Raw genomic sequence first — 14,018 nt, 5'->3', positions numbered from 1 at the left:
GGCCGGCCCTTCGGCGTTTGCTCAGGCGTGCAGGGCGGTGACGCCGGGCGGCGGCAGACCGGCCGTCGAGGCGAGCAGCGCGCACCAGGCGTGGACGTGGGCCTGCATGTCGTCGTCGGTCGGCGTCCAGGAGGCGCGGATCTCCAGGTCGGCCGCGGCGGGCGGCCCGGCGAGGTCACCGAAGCGGGTGGACATGGTCTGGGTGACGGTGCCGCCGATCGCGGTATACGCCGCGCGGTGCCCGTCCAGGGCGTCCACCAGCCAGCTCCAGCCGACCGCGGGCAGCAGCGGGTCGGTGGCCAGCTCCGCCTCCAGCTCGGCGGTCACGTAGGTCACCAGGCGGCTCGTGCCGTCCCACGCCTCGTGGCCGGCCGGGTCGTGCAGCAGGATCAGCCGGCCGGTGGCCACCTCGTCGCCGTGGCGCAGGACCGTGCCGCCGATCGCGTACGAATACGGGGCCAGCCGCTGCGGGGCCGGGACCTCCTCGAGCGTGATCTCCGGCCGGGTGGTCACGGCGCGCAGCTCCTCCACCGCCCGGGCGAACGTGGGGGGAGTCGCGGTCGATGGCGCCATAAGGGAAGACTAAGACCGAAACGAGCGCATGGGGTGCCGCCGCGCCGCCGATGCGCACTGAGTGAAACGATGGGCACGCTATGGACGACACGACGAAGCTGCTCCTGCGGGCCGCGCGCGGCGAGGCGGTGCCGCACGCCCCGGTCTGGTTCATGCGGCAGGCCGGCCGATCGCTGCCGGAGTACCGCGCCCTGCGGGCCGGGATCGGCATGCTGGAGTCCTGCCGCCGCCCCGACCTGGTCTGCGAGATCACCCTCCAGCCCGTGCGCCGGCACGGCGTCGACGGGGCGATCGTGTTCAGCGACATCGTGGTGCCGCTGCAGGCGGCCGGCATCGACCTGGACATCGTCGCGGGCACCGGCCCGGTCGTGGCCCACCCGGTCGCCACGATGGCCGACGTGGAGGCGATCCGCCCGCTCGACCCCGCGGCCGTGGCCTTCATCGCCGAGGCGATCCGCCTGCTGCTCGCCGAGCTCGGCGACACGGCCCTGATCGGCTTCGCCGGCGCGCCGTTCACCCTGGCCAGCTACCTGATCGAGGGCGGGCCGTCGCGCCACCACGCCAAGACCAAGGCCCTGATGTACGGCGCACCGGACGTGTGGCACGCCCTGTGCACCCGCCTCGCCGCCATCACCCGCACCTTCCTGCGGGTCCAGGTCGACGCGGGCGCGGAGGCGATCCAGCTGTTCGACTCGTGGGCGGGCGCGCTGTCGGAGGCCGACTACCGCCGCTACGTGATGCCCCACTCCCGTGCGGTGCTGACCGGCCTCGAGGCCTCCGTCCCCCGCATCCATTTCGGCGTCGGTACGGCGGAACTGCTCCCCGCCATGTCCGAGGCCGGCGCCGACGTCATCGGGGTCGACTGGCACACCCCGCTGGACGCCGCCGCCGCCCGCGTCCCCGGCAAGCCGCTGCAAGGCAACCTCGACCCCTGCGTGCTGCTGGCCCCGTGGGAGGTCGTCGAGCAGGAGTCCCGCCGGGTGCTGGCCGAAGGCCAGAAGGCCCCCGGCCACATCTTCAACCTGGGCCACGGCGTCCTCCCGGAGACCGACCCCGATGTCCTCACCCGCCTGGTCGACCTGGTCCACACGGCCTGACGCGGCGGGTCAGACCCGCACGACGAGCTTCTTCGCGGAGACGCCGCGGCGGAGCTGGGCCAGGGCGGCCGGGATCTGGTCCAGGCCGTCGCCGACGACGACCGCCTCCGGCGCCGCCCGGTAGGCCTTGGCGGCCAGGGCGGCGGGCAGGCAGTCGACGTTGACGCCGGGGCCGACCTCGTTGTCCTTCAGCGTGCCGCCCCAAGATCGCGCTCACGTGGACGCCGTGGCGGCGGCGGAAGAGCAGCTGGGCGCGGGTGAACACGGCCGGCTGGGCGGCCGCGACGCGCCGCGGGCCGGGGACCCGGGCCCGTCAGGGTCCGCAGCACCGAGCCGTTGCCGATGGCGAGCGTGCCGGCCAGCGGGCCGGGGCCGATCGCCGCGATGACCTGGTCGACCGCGTCCCGGTCGTGGTAGTCGACCGCCGCCTCGGCGCCGAGCGAGCGCACGTAGTCGAAGTTGCGCCGGGAGGCGGTGGTCACGACCCGGTATCCGGCGCCCCGGGCCAGCTGGATGCCGTTGCTGCCGACGCTGGTCGAGCCGCCCCACACGAGCACCGTCTCGCCGCGCTCGGGCGGGTCGATGGTGGGCAGCGGCAGGCCGAGATGGTCGGCCTGGAACAGCCCGGTGGCCGCGGTGGACAGCGACAGCACCGTGGCCGCCGAGCTCGGCGACCTCGCCCTGGCCATGACCTACACCCGCTGGCTCGCGCCGGCGAGCGATGCGGCCTTCGCCGACCTCGCCCACGAGGCCCTCGACGAGCTGCGCGGTGCGACCGCCGCCCTGAGCCTCGCCCGCCCTGAGCCTCGCCCGCCCTGAGCCTCGCCCGCCCTGAGCCTCGCCCGCCCTGAGCCTCGCCCGCCCTGAGCCTCGCCCGCGCTGAGCCTCGCCCGCGAGGCCCTCGACGAGCCGCGCGGCGCGACCGCCGCCCCTGGGCTGAGCCTCGCTCACGGGCCGGTCCGGCGGGCGACGAGGTACCCCTGCGGGGTGGTCTCCGGCTCCTCGGCGGGGCGACCGGCCCAGAAGACCGTCTCGAAGCCGGCTTCGGCGGTCCGGCGCCGCATCTCCTCCGGCGAGAGCCAGTAGGCGTCGAACTCGACGCCGAGCCCGGTCAGGCGGCCGGAGCGGCGCAGCGTCCCGTCGCCGGCCTTGAACGCGGTCACCAGGTGGCCGCCCGGCTTGACGACGCGGGCCAGCTCGGCGAAGGCGGTCTCCCGGTCGGCCGGGGCCAGGAAGATCAGCGAGTACCAGCAGACGACCCCGGCCAGCGAGCCGTCGGCGAAGGGCAGGCGGCGCAGGTCGCCGACCTCGAACGGGAAGCCGGGCTGGTCGCGCCGGGCCACCCGGACCATCTCGGGAGACAGATCGACCCCGTGCGGGGACAGGCCCTGCGCCGCCAGGAACGGGGCGAGCCGGCCGGTCCCGCAGCCGATGTCGCCCACGTCGGTGCCCAGGCCGGCGGCCCGGGTCAGCTCGGCGAACAGGCCGAGCACCGCCCGCTCGACCGGCATCCGCTCCAGCGCCCCGGCCAGGCGCTCGGCATAGAACTCCGCCAGCACGTCGTGCGCGGCCCGCAACTCGTCGGTCTTGGCATCCACGGGAGCACCATACATCTCTTGATGGCATCAAGAGTTGACGGTATAAATTGATCGTGCGTGACGAGACGGCCGAGGACGAGTTCTTCCGCGAGATCGGCGGCGCCTGCGCCGAGCTGCGGCAGGCGTTCGCCCGGCACGTGGGCCTGAGCGCCCAGCGGGTGCAGGTGCTGGTCCGGCTGCGGCGCGACGGCGAGACCAGCCACAGCGACCTGCGTCAGGCGCTCGCCATCGACGGCGCGAGCGTCACCCGGCTGGTCAAGGAGTTCGAGGCGGAAGGGCTGGTCCGCCGCCGCCTCGACCCGGCGGACAACCGCTACACCCTGGCCGCCCTGACGCCCACCGGCGAGCGGGCGGCCGATGAGCTGGTGCGGTCGCACCGCTCCTACCAGGAGCGGCTGCTCGACGGCGTCCCGGCCGGCGAGCGGGAAACCGTGCTGCGCGTGCTCCGGCGCATTCGCGCGAACGTCAGCGAACAGGAGAACCGATGACCGACGACGTGCGCGCGACGGCCCGGCGCATGTATGCCGCCTTCAACGCTCATGACCACGCCGCCGCGAACGAGATCTTCACCGCCGATTTCTACAGTCATCCGCTCGATGTCACCGGGCCGGAGGCCGTCACCCGGTCCTGGCAGCGCTTCCACGAGGCGTATCCCGACGCCTGGGTCGTCGTCGAGGAAATGATCGTCGAGGGCGACCGGGCCGCTGTCCGCACGAGCGTGCACGGCATTCCGGGACAGCGGCCGCCGACCATGCTGGAGATCTTCCGGGTGCGCGACGGCCGCATCGCCGAGCTGTGGGGCCTGTCCGCGCTGCGGCGCGATGCCTGACGCCGCCCGCCGGGTCAGCCGTGCGAACCGGCGGGGCCGAGGTCGTCGGAGCGGCCGGCCGACAGGCGCGACCACTGGGCGATCGGGCGCCCAGCTGGACGCTGCGCCGGTGGCCAGCCGGGCTCGCCGGCCGCGGTGCGGGTGTAGCTGCAGCCCTGCGGCCAGCCGGGCGGCGAGTCCTCCCACGGCTCCTGGCGGCCGTAGACGGTGCGGTCCATGAGCGCGTAGCTGTAGTCCATGACCTCGGCGCCGCGGCCGGTGGTCCAGTAGGTCTCGAAGACGCGGTCGCCGTCGCGCAGGTAGCACACGAGGTGGAACATGCCGACCCGGCGGCCGGCGAGCAGCGCCGGGGCGGCGGCCTGGGCGGAGTACCACGGCAGGCGCCAGCCCATGAAATCGCGGTACCGCATGCTCTCCTCGAACGGACCCTGGCAGAGCACCGCGTAGGTGATGTCGCGCGAGTGCAGGTAGGACAGCTCCGTGACCTGCCCGGTGATCCACGTGCAGCCCTCGCACTGCTCGGCCGCGGGCCGGCCCGGGTACCACATGAAGTAGTAGGCGATCAGCTGCCGGCGACCCTCGAACGCGTCCAGCAGGCTGACCGGGCCGTCGGGGCCGGTCAGCTCGATGCCGGCGTCCACTTCGACCATGGGCAGGCGCCGGCGCGCCGCGGCGATCGCGTCACCCTCGCGGGTGTGCGCCTTCTCACGGACCCGCAGCGCGTCCAGCTCGGCCTGGAAGGCGTCGCGGTCGACGATCGCGGGCATCGGTGTGGTGCGGTTCACGACGGACTCCTTTCACAAGAACGTGCAACCAAAGGTAGCACATCGCTTCCCATGAGAGCGCTCTCTCGTCTATCGTTCGAGTGTGTGAGCAGGTCAAGACCGACCATCGAGGACGTCGCCCAGGCGGCCGGGGTCTCCCGGGCGACGGTGTCGCGGGTGATCAACGACGTGCCCGGCGCGTCCGGCGACCTGCGGGCCCGGGTGCGGGCGGCCGTCGCCGAGCTGGGCTACCGGCCGAACCAGACCGCGCGGGCGCTCGCCTCCGGCCGCCGGCGGGCCGTGGACATCGTCGCCGTCGCCTACGGCCCGGCCCACGGGTGGCTGGGCGCGCATCCGTACTACAGCCGCATCCTGGCCGGGCTCATGTCGGAGCTCGAGCGGGTGGACGTGCACCTGCGGGTCCGGGCCGTGGGCCGGGACGGCGCGGGCGAGGCGATCGACGCGATCGCGGCGGAGACCACGGTCGGCGCGGTGCTGGCCAACGTCACGCCGGAGCTCGCGGCGCGCTTCCACCGCCGCTGCCCGCGCGTGGTGTCGCTGGTTGCCACGGCCGCGGCGGTACCGGCGGTGGAGGCGGACAACGCCGGCGGCGCGCATGCGGCGGTCGAGCAGCTCCACCGGCTGGGCCGCCGCCGGATCGCCGCGATTCACGGGCCGGCGACCAACACCTGCGCGATCGACCGCCGGGCCGGCTACCGGCGCGCGGTGCGCGAGCTGGGCCTGGCGGACCTCGGCGAGGGCGGCGAGTTCCGCCGCGAGGACGGCCACCGCGCGGCGCGCCGGCTGCTGGAGCGCCACCCGGACCTCGACGCGATGTTCGTGGCCTGCGACCTGATGGCCGCCGGAGCGGTCCAGGCGATCACCGCCACCGGCCGGCGCGTGCCGCAGGACGTCGCCATCATCGGCTTCGACGACAGCGTGGCTGCGGAGTGCACGAACCCGCCCCTTTCCACCATGCGCCTGCCGGTCGAGGAGATGGCGGCCGCGGCGGCCCGGCTCCTGCTCTCCGGCGACGTCCCGGCCGGCCACCGGGAGCGTTTCCCGGTAGAACTGGTGCTGCGCCAGAGCACCCACCCCTGAGACCTGCGATCTGCGCGGCCGGGCCGGACGTATGTCTCCGTGATCATGACGCCCGCGCTGACCGCACACCGGGTTTGCCATGATCCCGGAGACTTGTGGTACACGGGGGTACATCACGACTCCACGATCATGAAAACCGTTGGTGTCGACGCCGGGTTGCGCATGATCACGGAGACTTCCGGTCCCCGCGCGGGGTGCGGCGGGAACATCCCGGTCCGAGGGCAGGCCCGGCGTCGCCGGCCTACTGCCCGGCCCAGAATGCCGCGAGGATGCGCGCGCAGCGCTCGGGGTCCTGGACCATCCACCAGTGGCCGAGGCCGTCGAGGAGCTCCGCGCGGGCGCCGGCCCGGGCCGCGGAGCGGCGGCGGAGCGCCTCGGTGCCGACGAAGCGGTCCTCGGTGCCGATCATGGCGAGGCCCGGCCGGGCCGCGGCCGCCTCCAGCTGCTTGCCGAGGTCGGCCATCGCCGGCTGCGCCGCGGACCGGTAGAACGCGAGGATGGCCCGGCCCATCTCCGGCCCCTGGGCCGCGGCCAGCTCCTCGGCCACCGCCGGCGGGATGCCGAGCGCGACCATCCGCTCGGCCCGCTCCCCCAGGGAGCCGCCCAGCAGCTCGGCGACCGACGCCTCGCCGGCGCCCGGGGTCTGCCACTGCTGGGCGAGATCATGCCAGCGGTAGTCCGGGTCGAACACGCCCAGCGAGTCGCTGACCCAGGTCCGCAGCAGGTCGGGCCGGGCCATGGCGACGGAGACCACGGTGCTGCCCCCGACATCGTGGCCCACCAGGTCGACCGGCCCGTCCAGCACCTCCAGCCGGCCGATCAGCCAGTCGCGGTAGCCGGTCAGGGTGCACTGGAACCCCTCGGGCACCGCGGCGCCGAACCCGGGCGGCGACAGCAGCACGACATCGGTCCGGCCGAGCGCGGCGAGCAGTGGCCCCCAGATCGCGGACGACTCGGGATTGCCGTTGACGAACACTGCGGTCACAGCACCGACGATACCCAGATGCCCTCAGCGGTGCTGGCGGGCGATCGCCTCGGCGGTGACCGGCGTGAACAGGTTGACCAGGGTCCCGTCGGGGTCGCGGAACAGCAGCGACCGGTTGCCCCAGGGCATGGTGGTCGGCTCCTGCACGAGCTCGCCGATCAGGTCGCGCAGCCGGGCGAACTCGGCGTCCACGTCGTCCACCCGGAACTCGACGATCGCGGTCCGGTTGGCGGCCGGCGCCGCCGAGCCCTCGCCGAACAGCTTGACCGTGGCGGTGCTGCCGATCGCCAGCGTCGCCCCGGGCAGGACGACCTCGGCGAAGTCGGGCGAGTACCGGCGGGCGGCCCGGCCGGTGACGTGCTCGTAGAAGTCGGCGAGCCGGCCGACCTGGTCGGTGATCAGGCGGACTGACGCGAAGTGCATGATGTTGCTCCTCCTCGGTGTTGGCAGGCACCACGCTAGGAGCGATACCGGACAGGATCCGCCCGGTATCGAACAACGAATGTCAGGGATTGCCGCCGGCGAGGGCGGGCAGGGCGCGGACCGCCGACTGCAGTGCGACGATGGCGGCCGGCACCGCCTCGTCGTCCTCGGCGCCGCGGCGCACGGTCAGGCGCACCTCATGGGTCAGCGGGCCGTCGAGGACCAGCGGCACCCACGTGAACCGGTCGGCGTGCCGCCCGCCGAACTCCATGCCGGGCTTGAAGGCCAGCGCCACGTCCGACGGCGCCACCAGGATCCGCCCGTCCCACGCCGCGCCGGCCTCGTGCCGCAGGTGCACCACCGTGGTCGCGATGTCGGCCGAGCCGCCCGCCGGGGCCGCCGCCGGGCCGCGCAGCCCCCACGCGTCGATCCGGTCGGCGGGCACGCCGGTGAGGTGGAGCAACGGGTGGTACCGCTGCAGCAGCTCGGGCAGGGCGAGCCCCTCGGCCGGGAAGCGCCCGGCCGGCACCATCGCCTCCAGGCGCGCCGTGTAGAGCGGGATCGCGCGGGCGTCCGGAGCCGGCCGCGCCGCGCCGACGAGCAGGGCGGGGCCGCGCAGGCCGGCGTCGTCGTGCAGATACTGCACCGCGATCCGGGGCCGGCCGAAGCGCTCCCGCAGCCGGGCCTGCGCGGGGGCGACGAACGCCGCGTGGTGCGGCAGGCAGGCCAGCCGCGGCAGGCCCTCCTCCCGGGCCACCCGGCGCATCAGCTGATACTCCCCCACGACGCTGCGCGCGGCCCGCTCGAACTCGCGGCCGCGCTCGGTCAGCCGCAGCTGGCCCCGGCTGCCCTCGAACAGCGGCTCGCCGCACCACCGCTCGATCCGCTGGATCGTCTTGCCGACCAGCTGCCGCGCATACGGCCGGTCGCGCAGGTGCCGCGGACGGCTCGGCGACAGCGCCTCGGCGGCCTTCGTGTGCTGGCGGTGCTCGGCGACGGCGAGGAACACGCGGCACTCCCACTCGTCGGGCGCCACCTCGTCGCTCACGGCCATGTCCGCAGAACCTAGGAGTGGTACGGCCCCATCCGGTAGCCCCGGCCCGGTTTTTCGCCGCATGGGCAAAAAGGCCCGAATGCTCTTGCGTTCGTGACCGTCGGTAACGCGACGTATCAGGGACCCACATAACGCTCTGTGATATAGACCATAAGGTAGTGAGCGCTGATGAGCGTGTTCCACGGTCCGTAGAGGGGGGATCACTCTACGGCGAGTAAGCGAACTCCTCGGGTGCGCTCGCCCATGATGATTACGGTGCGCACGCACGTCCGGGGGCGGTAGACAGTGCAGAACGGATCCGAAGGGGACCAGTTGACGCCGACACGTGTCACGGTGCTGGAGATCGAAATCGTGCAGGGGGGCGTCGTTCAGCGCGCGCTGACGGTGCGCGCGCGACCCGATTCAGGCGCGGTGGCGGCCGGGGCGGTCGGTGCCGTGCTTGACGGCGTACATGGCCTCGTCGGCGGTGCGCAGGACGGCGTCTGGGTGCTCCCCCGCCGCCGCAAGGTGCACCCCGATGCTCGCGCCGATGCGCACCTCGTGCCCGTAGATCTCGAACGGTTCCCCGATCTGCGCCCGGAGCCGCTCGAGCAACGGGCCGGCGTCATCGCCCGGGCCGACGCCGGGCAGCAGCAGCACGAACTCGTCGCCGCCGACGCGGGCCAGCACGTCGGCCGGGCGCAGGCAGTCGGACAGCCGGGCGCCCACCTGGCGTAGCAGCTCGTCGCCGGCCTCGTGGCCGAGGGCGTCGTTGACCGGCTTGAAGCCGTCGAGGTCGACGAAGAGCACCCCGACCGGGGTGTCCGGCAGCGAGGCGCTGAGGCGCTGGTGCAGCCGGCGGCGGTTCGGCAGGCCGGTGAGCGGGTCGTGGTGGGCGTCGTGGGCCAGGCGGTCCTGCATCTCGCGGCTGTCGGTGATGTCGCGGGCGTTGACGACCACCCCGTTCAGGGCCGGGTTGTGCAGCTGGTTGGAGGCGGTGAGGTCGAACCAGCGGTGATTGCCGTCAGCGTGGCGTACCCGCACCTGCATGCGCTCCACCCCGCCGCGCTGCTGCAGCAGCCCGGCGAAGCGCTCCCGGACGTGGTCGCGCTCGTCGGGGTGGATGAGGTCGAACACAGGGGAGCCCACGGCGACGGCGCCCAGGATGCGCTCGGCGCTCGGGCTGGAGTACGCCACCAGCCCCTCGGCGTCGAGGACGGTGACGACGTCGGGGGCGTGCTCGACCAGGGCCGAGAAGCGCTCCTCCGCGCGGCGGCGCACGAGCTGCGAGCGGTAGGCGAGCACGGCCAGCCCGGCGACCGCGACGACGAGCATGGTGAGCAGCGCGAGGTTGATCGTGAGGCTGCGGTTGCGCACCGGGCCGTCGAAGGTGGCGGTGGACTGGGTGCGCACGTAGGCCCAGCCGCCGGGCAGCCCGCCGTGCACGGTGGCGATCATCGAGCGGCCGTTCTCGGTGTAGCTCACGAACACCGAGTCGGTGGAGCCGATCCTGGCGATGATCGCCGAGTCGACGAGCGTGCCGACCAGCTCGGGGCTGCTGGACGCGCCGACCGTGCCGGCGGAGTCGACGAGCATCGACACGTGCGAGTCGTCGCGCAGCTTCACCAGGTACTCCTGGATCTGGCTCTTCACCACCGGGATGAACCCGTAGAGGATCGCCACCGGCGCGCTGCCCACCACGATCGGCACGGCCACGGCCTGCACCAGCGTGTCCTTGACGGTCATAATCGAGGAGAAGCCGGGCTCGCCGAGGGCCAGCCCGGAGATCAGCGGCTTGAAGCCGATCGACTCCGGGTCGGGGAACATGTTCGCGGTGTCGGTGGCGTTGAGCGGATGGCCGACGAGGTCGGTGAGCACCAGGCCGTAGCCGAAGTACGTCGACTTCGCGGCGTAGTCCTGCAGGGCGGCCGTGTCGCCCTCGTCGCCCGGGGTCAGCGACAGCGGGTGGTTGGTGATGAAGTCGTTGAGCTCCTTGGCGGAGACGCGCAGCAGCTCCGCGGCGAGGCCACCGTTGTTGGTGGCGAGGGCCAGCGAGTCGGCGCGGTGCACGTTCTCGGCGGCGCGCAGCGCGGAGCGGTTGACGGAGAGGCCGACGCCACCGACGGCGAGCAGCAGCGCCATGAGAATGCCGGCGACGAGCCAGCCGCGCAGCCGCATCGACGCCTCCATCCCCTGCCGCCGCCGGCGGATACCGCACACATCGGCGCCGCCGGGGTCCTTACTGAGCGGGTGTGGACATGATCACATGCCCCGCGCGTATCAGGCGGCCGGGCGCACCGCGGCGGTGCCGCTCAGCACCGGCGTGACCGCGGCGGCCGGCAGCGACACGGTGACCTCCAGGCCGCCGCCGTCGAGGGCGACCGCGCTGACCCCGCCGCCGTGCGCCTCGCAGATCGCCCGCACGATCGACAGGCCGAGCCCGGTGCCGCGGGCCCCGGTCCGCTCGCGCCCGCCCCGGCGGAACGGCTCGAACAGCGCCGGCAGGTCGGCCGGCTCGACCTCGAAGCCGGTGTTGCCGACCACGAGCCAGGCGAGCGTCTCGTCGGTGCCGCTGCGCACCCACATCCGGCCGGCGAGGTGGTTGTACCGCACCGCGTTCTCGACCAGGTTGCCGGCCAGCCGCTCCAGCAGGCCGGGATCGCCCACGACGTAGGCCGGCGCGAGGTCGGTGCTGACGTCGAGGTTGATCCGCTGGATCTCCTTGCTCATCGCCGACAGCGCGACGGTGACCCCGGTGGCCAGGTCGGTGTTGACCTTGCGGCCGAGCCGGCGGCCGGCCTGCGCCTCCGTGCGGGCCAGCAGCAGCAGCGACTCGACCAGCGCGTTGGCGCGCATGGAGGCGTCGCGCACGACGGTGGCCATCCGGCGGTACTCCGCCACGTCCGCCTCGGGATCGTCGAGCGTCACGTCGACCTCGGTGCGCATCACCGCCAGCGGCGTGCGCAGCTCGTGCGAGGCGTTGGCGACGAAGCGCTTCTGCGTCTCGAACGTGGTGGCGATCCGGTCCAGCATCGCGTCGAAGGTCTTCGCCAGCTCCGCCACCTCGTCGTCGGCGCCGTCGTAGTTGATACGGGCGTCGAGGGACTCGCCGGAGAGCCGCTGCGCGGTGCTGGTGACCCGCTGCAGGGGTCGCAGCGCCCGCCCGGCCACGACGTAGGCGCCGGCCACCCCGACCGCGCCGATGAGCAGCAGCGCCAGGCTGCCCCGGGTGAGCAGCTCCCACTCGGCGGCGTCGACCAGCTCGGTCTGCCAGGTGTGCGCGTCGACCTCGGCGCCGTTGGCCAGCACCACGCGGGTGCCCGGCTGCAGCTGGTCGGCGGGCTTGAGCGCGCCGTCGACGAGGATGTAGGCGAGGATCACCAGGACCAGCCCGGCCCCGATCAGCAGGATGCCGTTGAGCAGCGTGAGGCGCAGCCGCAATGTGGGCCGGAAGATGGCGGTGCGGCGCGCGTCGTAGATGGTCATCGCGGGTGCCTCATCGGGGTGGTCTCGTGCGGTATCCGGCGCCGACGACGGTCTCGATGAGGGCGGGCTCGCCGAGCTTCTTGCGTAAGGTCATCATCGTCACCCGCACCGTGGTGGTGAACGGGTCGGCGTTGGCGTCCCAGACCCGCTCCAGCAGCTCCTCGCTGGACACGACCGCGCCCCGGGCCTTGAGCAGCTCCTCCAGCAGGCCGAACTCCTTGCGGGTCAGGTCGAGCGGCTGCCCGGCCCTGGTGGCGACCCGGCGGGCCTGGTCGAGCACGAGGTCGCCGATGGTGAGCACGGGCGGCGCGGCCGGGGTGGCGCGCCGGCCCAGCGCCTGCACCCGGGCGACGAGCTCGTCGAAGGCGAACGGCTTGGGCAGGTAGTCGTCGGCGCCGATCTGCAGGCCCTCGACCCGGTCGGCGACGCTGCCGCTGGCGGTCAGCATCAGCACCCGGGTCAGCGCGCCCGAGGCGACCAGGTCGGCGCAGATCTCGTCGCCGTGCACGCCGGGCAGGTCCCGGTCGAGCACCACGACGTCGTAGCGGGTGACCATGGCCATCTCCTGCCCGGTGGTGCCGTCGTAGGCGACGTCGACGGCCATGCCCTGCCGGCGCAGCCCCCGCACGATCGCGTCGGCGAGATTGGTCTCGTCCTCGATGACCAGCACGCGCACGCCTCTCACCCCCAGATCCGGGCCAGTCTCGTGCAGGGGACGTGAAGTCCCCGTGAAAGGCCCCGTGGAGCCAATGTAACTATCCCGGCAAGCGCCAGAGGCGCACCGAGTCCAGTGCGGACAGGCACGAGAGCCGATGGTGGCGGATCGCGCAGCGGTCCGGGACGGCGCCGATCCGCCCGAGCGGGGCGATCGCGCCGGTGTTCAGGTCGATCGTGGCCAGCCGGGCGCCGTCGCCGTCCGGGCGCTGGACGATGGCGGTGCCGACCGGGGCGGTGCCGAGCTCGTCGTCGTCCGTGCCGGCGCTCGCGGTGGGCACGATCGCCCAGCCGGCCAGGTCCGCGCGGTCGGCCCCGGTGCGCCAGTCCAGCACCCGCACGGTGGTGAAGTCGTCGCGGTCGCGGGCCACCAGCACGCCGCGCCCGGCCGCGTCGAGCTGCACCGGGCGCCGCCAGACCGGATCGCCGGTGGCCGGGTCGAGCACCGCCAGGTCGCGCCAGTTCGGCACGCACACCATCGGCCCGCAGGCCACGACGACCGGGCCGTAGGCGATCTCGGCGATCGGTGCCGGGTCGGAGGAGGAGAAGAGCCGATGCCATTGGTACCGCAGGCCGTCGCGGTGGTACGCGGTGATCAGCGCCCCGTCCGCGCCCACGCTCACCAGCACGAGCAGGTCGCCGACGATGCGCAGGCCGGTCGGCGGATTGCCGGCGAGTTCGGGCAGGTCGGCCGCGGCGGTCACCGCGCCCGTCGCCGCGGCCCGGATCTCGGCCCGGCCGCCCGGGTACCACACCGCGAACCAGGCGCTGCCGGGCACGTCCGGTGCCACCAGGCGGGCCCCGCCGGGCAGCTCGAAGGACCACCGGATGCCGCCGGTCTCGGCGTCCAGGCCGGAGAGGTGGATCGGGGCGGGCGGCGCGCCGCGCAGGGGCGTGACCGGCGGGCAGACCGCGCCCGGGTCGTCGATGGTGAGCAGCCCGGGCGGCGCGCCGGGCGGGCCGGCCAGCACGGCGATCGGCCCGCCGGAGCGCGACCACAGCCGGCGCCCGGTCGCGGGGTCGAGCCGCTCCAGGCTCCAGCCGACGGTCTCGGTGCACGGGCGGTGGCGCAGGTAGGCGCGGTCGGCGGCGAGGTACACCTGCCCGGAGCCGGCGGGCAGCGAGCGGCTCCAGCGGGCCCGGCCGGTGCTCCAGTCGTAGGCGGTGACCGCGGGCTCCTCGCGCAGCGCATACACGGCCCCGCGGTCGGCGACGAAGTCCGACGCGTGCTCGGCGAGCACGCCAGCCTCCTCGATGCCGATGGCCGGCTCGGATCCGGCCGCGAACAGCACCACGAGGGTCAGCACGGCGACGATCGGCCACTGCCGGCGCCCGGGCGCGCCCCGCTCGGGCCAGTCCGCCAGCTGGTCCTCGACGGCGCCGCGCGTCTCGCCCAGGTCGATCAGTTCGCCCAC

16 protein-coding genes are annotated in these 14,018 nt (G+C 73.9%); 5 read left to right on the top strand and 11 right to left on the bottom strand.

Going from position 1 to position 14,018, the window contains the following annotated elements; translation table 11 throughout:
- Window positions 1-21: 21 nt before the first annotated feature.
- Window positions 22-573, bottom strand: coding sequence for a DUF3000 domain-containing protein (locus ACQPXD_RS08625; RefSeq protein WP_432836507.1), 552 nt, complete (start codon window positions 571-573; stop codon window positions 22-24).
- Window positions 574-653: 80 nt separating this feature from the next.
- Between ACQPXD_RS08625 and hemE the strand changes: the two genes are divergently transcribed.
- The gene (gene hemE, locus ACQPXD_RS08620) at window positions 654-1,670 is read left to right on the top strand and encodes a uroporphyrinogen decarboxylase (protein ID WP_432836505.1); all 1,017 of its coding nucleotides are present in this window, start codon (window positions 654-656) and stop codon (window positions 1,668-1,670) included.
- A 188-nt stretch (window positions 1,671-1,858) separates the two neighbouring features.
- On the opposite strand, the gene ACQPXD_RS08615 is transcribed toward hemE, so the two are convergent.
- Window positions 1,859-2,323 carry a zinc-binding dehydrogenase gene (locus tag ACQPXD_RS08615; protein ID WP_432836503.1) on the bottom strand — a complete coding sequence of 155 codons (465 nt, stop codon included), beginning with the start codon at window positions 2,321-2,323 and terminating at the stop codon, window positions 1,859-1,861.
- Between ACQPXD_RS08615 and ACQPXD_RS08610 the strand changes: the two genes are divergently transcribed.
- A complete protein-coding gene (locus ACQPXD_RS08610; RefSeq protein WP_432836501.1) occupies window positions 2,307-2,489 on the top strand; it encodes a hypothetical protein in 183 nt (60 codons plus the stop codon). The genes ACQPXD_RS08615 and ACQPXD_RS08610 overlap by 17 nt on opposite strands.
- Before the next feature lie 128 nt (window positions 2,490-2,617).
- On the opposite strand, the gene ACQPXD_RS08605 is transcribed toward ACQPXD_RS08610, so the two are convergent.
- Entirely contained in the window at window positions 2,618-3,268 is a 651-nt protein-coding gene (locus ACQPXD_RS08605) for a class I SAM-dependent methyltransferase (RefSeq protein ID WP_432836499.1), read from the bottom strand.
- Between the two features lie 53 nt (window positions 3,269-3,321).
- Between ACQPXD_RS08605 and ACQPXD_RS08600 the strand changes: the two genes are divergently transcribed.
- Complete coding sequence (locus tag ACQPXD_RS08600) at window positions 3,322-3,756, top strand: MarR family winged helix-turn-helix transcriptional regulator (protein ID WP_432836497.1); 435 nt, start codon at window positions 3,322-3,324, stop codon at window positions 3,754-3,756.
- Entirely contained in the window at window positions 3,753-4,097 is a 345-nt protein-coding gene (locus tag ACQPXD_RS08595; RefSeq protein ID WP_432836495.1) for an ester cyclase, read from the top strand. Before ACQPXD_RS08600 ends, ACQPXD_RS08595 begins: the two co-directional genes overlap by 4 nt.
- 14 nt (window positions 4,098-4,111) lie before the next feature.
- On the opposite strand, the gene ACQPXD_RS08590 is transcribed toward ACQPXD_RS08595, so the two are convergent.
- Window positions 4,112-4,882 carry a DUF899 family protein gene (locus ACQPXD_RS08590; RefSeq protein ID WP_432836493.1) on the bottom strand — a complete coding sequence of 257 codons (771 nt, stop codon included), beginning with the start codon at window positions 4,880-4,882 and terminating at the stop codon, window positions 4,112-4,114.
- Window positions 4,883-4,966: 84 nt separating this feature from the next.
- On the opposite strand from ACQPXD_RS08590, the gene ACQPXD_RS08585 reads away from it, so the two are divergent.
- Complete coding sequence (locus ACQPXD_RS08585) at window positions 4,967-5,962, top strand: LacI family DNA-binding transcriptional regulator (protein WP_432836491.1); 996 nt, start codon at window positions 4,967-4,969, stop codon at window positions 5,960-5,962.
- A 241-nt stretch (window positions 5,963-6,203) separates the two neighbouring features.
- On the opposite strand, the gene ACQPXD_RS08580 is transcribed toward ACQPXD_RS08585, so the two are convergent.
- The 7 genes from ACQPXD_RS08580 to ACQPXD_RS08550 form a co-directional block, all read right to left on the bottom strand.
- Window positions 6,204-6,947 (bottom strand): alpha/beta fold hydrolase, encoded by a 744-nt coding sequence (locus tag ACQPXD_RS08580; RefSeq protein ID WP_432836489.1) that lies wholly within the window; start codon window positions 6,945-6,947, stop codon window positions 6,204-6,206.
- A 24-nt stretch (window positions 6,948-6,971) separates the two neighbouring features.
- A complete protein-coding gene (locus ACQPXD_RS08575) occupies window positions 6,972-7,370 on the bottom strand; it encodes a VOC family protein (RefSeq protein ID WP_432836487.1) in 399 nt (132 codons plus the stop codon).
- 82 nt (window positions 7,371-7,452) lie between these two features.
- Window positions 7,453-8,424 (bottom strand): hypothetical protein, encoded by a 972-nt coding sequence (locus tag ACQPXD_RS08570; RefSeq protein WP_432836485.1) that lies wholly within the window; start codon window positions 8,422-8,424, stop codon window positions 7,453-7,455.
- Window positions 8,425-8,826: 402 nt separating this feature from the next.
- The gene (locus tag ACQPXD_RS08565; RefSeq protein ID WP_432836483.1) at window positions 8,827-10,581 is read right to left on the bottom strand and encodes a diguanylate cyclase domain-containing protein; all 1,755 of its coding nucleotides are present in this window, start codon (window positions 10,579-10,581) and stop codon (window positions 8,827-8,829) included.
- A 102-nt stretch (window positions 10,582-10,683) separates the two neighbouring features.
- A complete protein-coding gene (locus ACQPXD_RS08560) occupies window positions 10,684-11,889 on the bottom strand; it encodes a sensor histidine kinase (RefSeq protein ID WP_432836481.1) in 1,206 nt (401 codons plus the stop codon).
- 10 nt (window positions 11,890-11,899) lie between these two features.
- Complete coding sequence (locus tag ACQPXD_RS08555) at window positions 11,900-12,565, bottom strand: response regulator transcription factor (protein ID WP_432836479.1); 666 nt, start codon at window positions 12,563-12,565, stop codon at window positions 11,900-11,902.
- Between the two features lie 79 nt (window positions 12,566-12,644).
- A complete protein-coding gene (locus ACQPXD_RS08550; protein ID WP_432836477.1) occupies window positions 12,645-14,018 on the bottom strand; it encodes a PQQ-binding-like beta-propeller repeat protein in 1,374 nt (457 codons plus the stop codon).

This window comes from Dactylosporangium sp. CA-092794 (assembly GCF_050948465.1).
In the GTDB taxonomy this organism is placed as follows: Bacteria; Actinomycetota; Actinomycetes; order Mycobacteriales; family Micromonosporaceae; genus Dactylosporangium.
The sequence above is the reverse complement of the archived record's forward strand: the minus strand, read 5'-3'. Positions and strand labels throughout refer to the sequence as shown.

Coding starts and splice junctions, on each gene's coding strand:
- ACQPXD_RS08625 (WP_432836507.1), bottom strand. CDS start 573: ATGGCGCCATCGACCGCGACTCCCCCCACGTTCGCCCGGGCGGTGGAG.
- hemE (WP_432836505.1), top strand. CDS start 654: ATGGACGACACGACGAAGCTGCTCCTGCGGGCCGCGCGCGGCGAGGCG.
- ACQPXD_RS08595 (WP_432836495.1), top strand. CDS start 3,753: ATGACCGACGACGTGCGCGCGACGGCCCGGCGCATGTATGCCGCCTTC.
- ACQPXD_RS08575 (WP_432836487.1), bottom strand. CDS start 7,370: ATGCACTTCGCGTCAGTCCGCCTGATCACCGACCAGGTCGGCCGGCTC.
- ACQPXD_RS08570 (WP_432836485.1), bottom strand. CDS start 8,424: ATGGCCGTGAGCGACGAGGTGGCGCCCGACGAGTGGGAGTGCCGCGTG.
- ACQPXD_RS08565 (WP_432836483.1), bottom strand. CDS start 10,581: ATGCGGCTGCGCGGCTGGCTCGTCGCCGGCATTCTCATGGCGCTGCTG.
- ACQPXD_RS08560 (WP_432836481.1), bottom strand. CDS start 11,889: ATGACCATCTACGACGCGCGCCGCACCGCCATCTTCCGGCCCACATTG.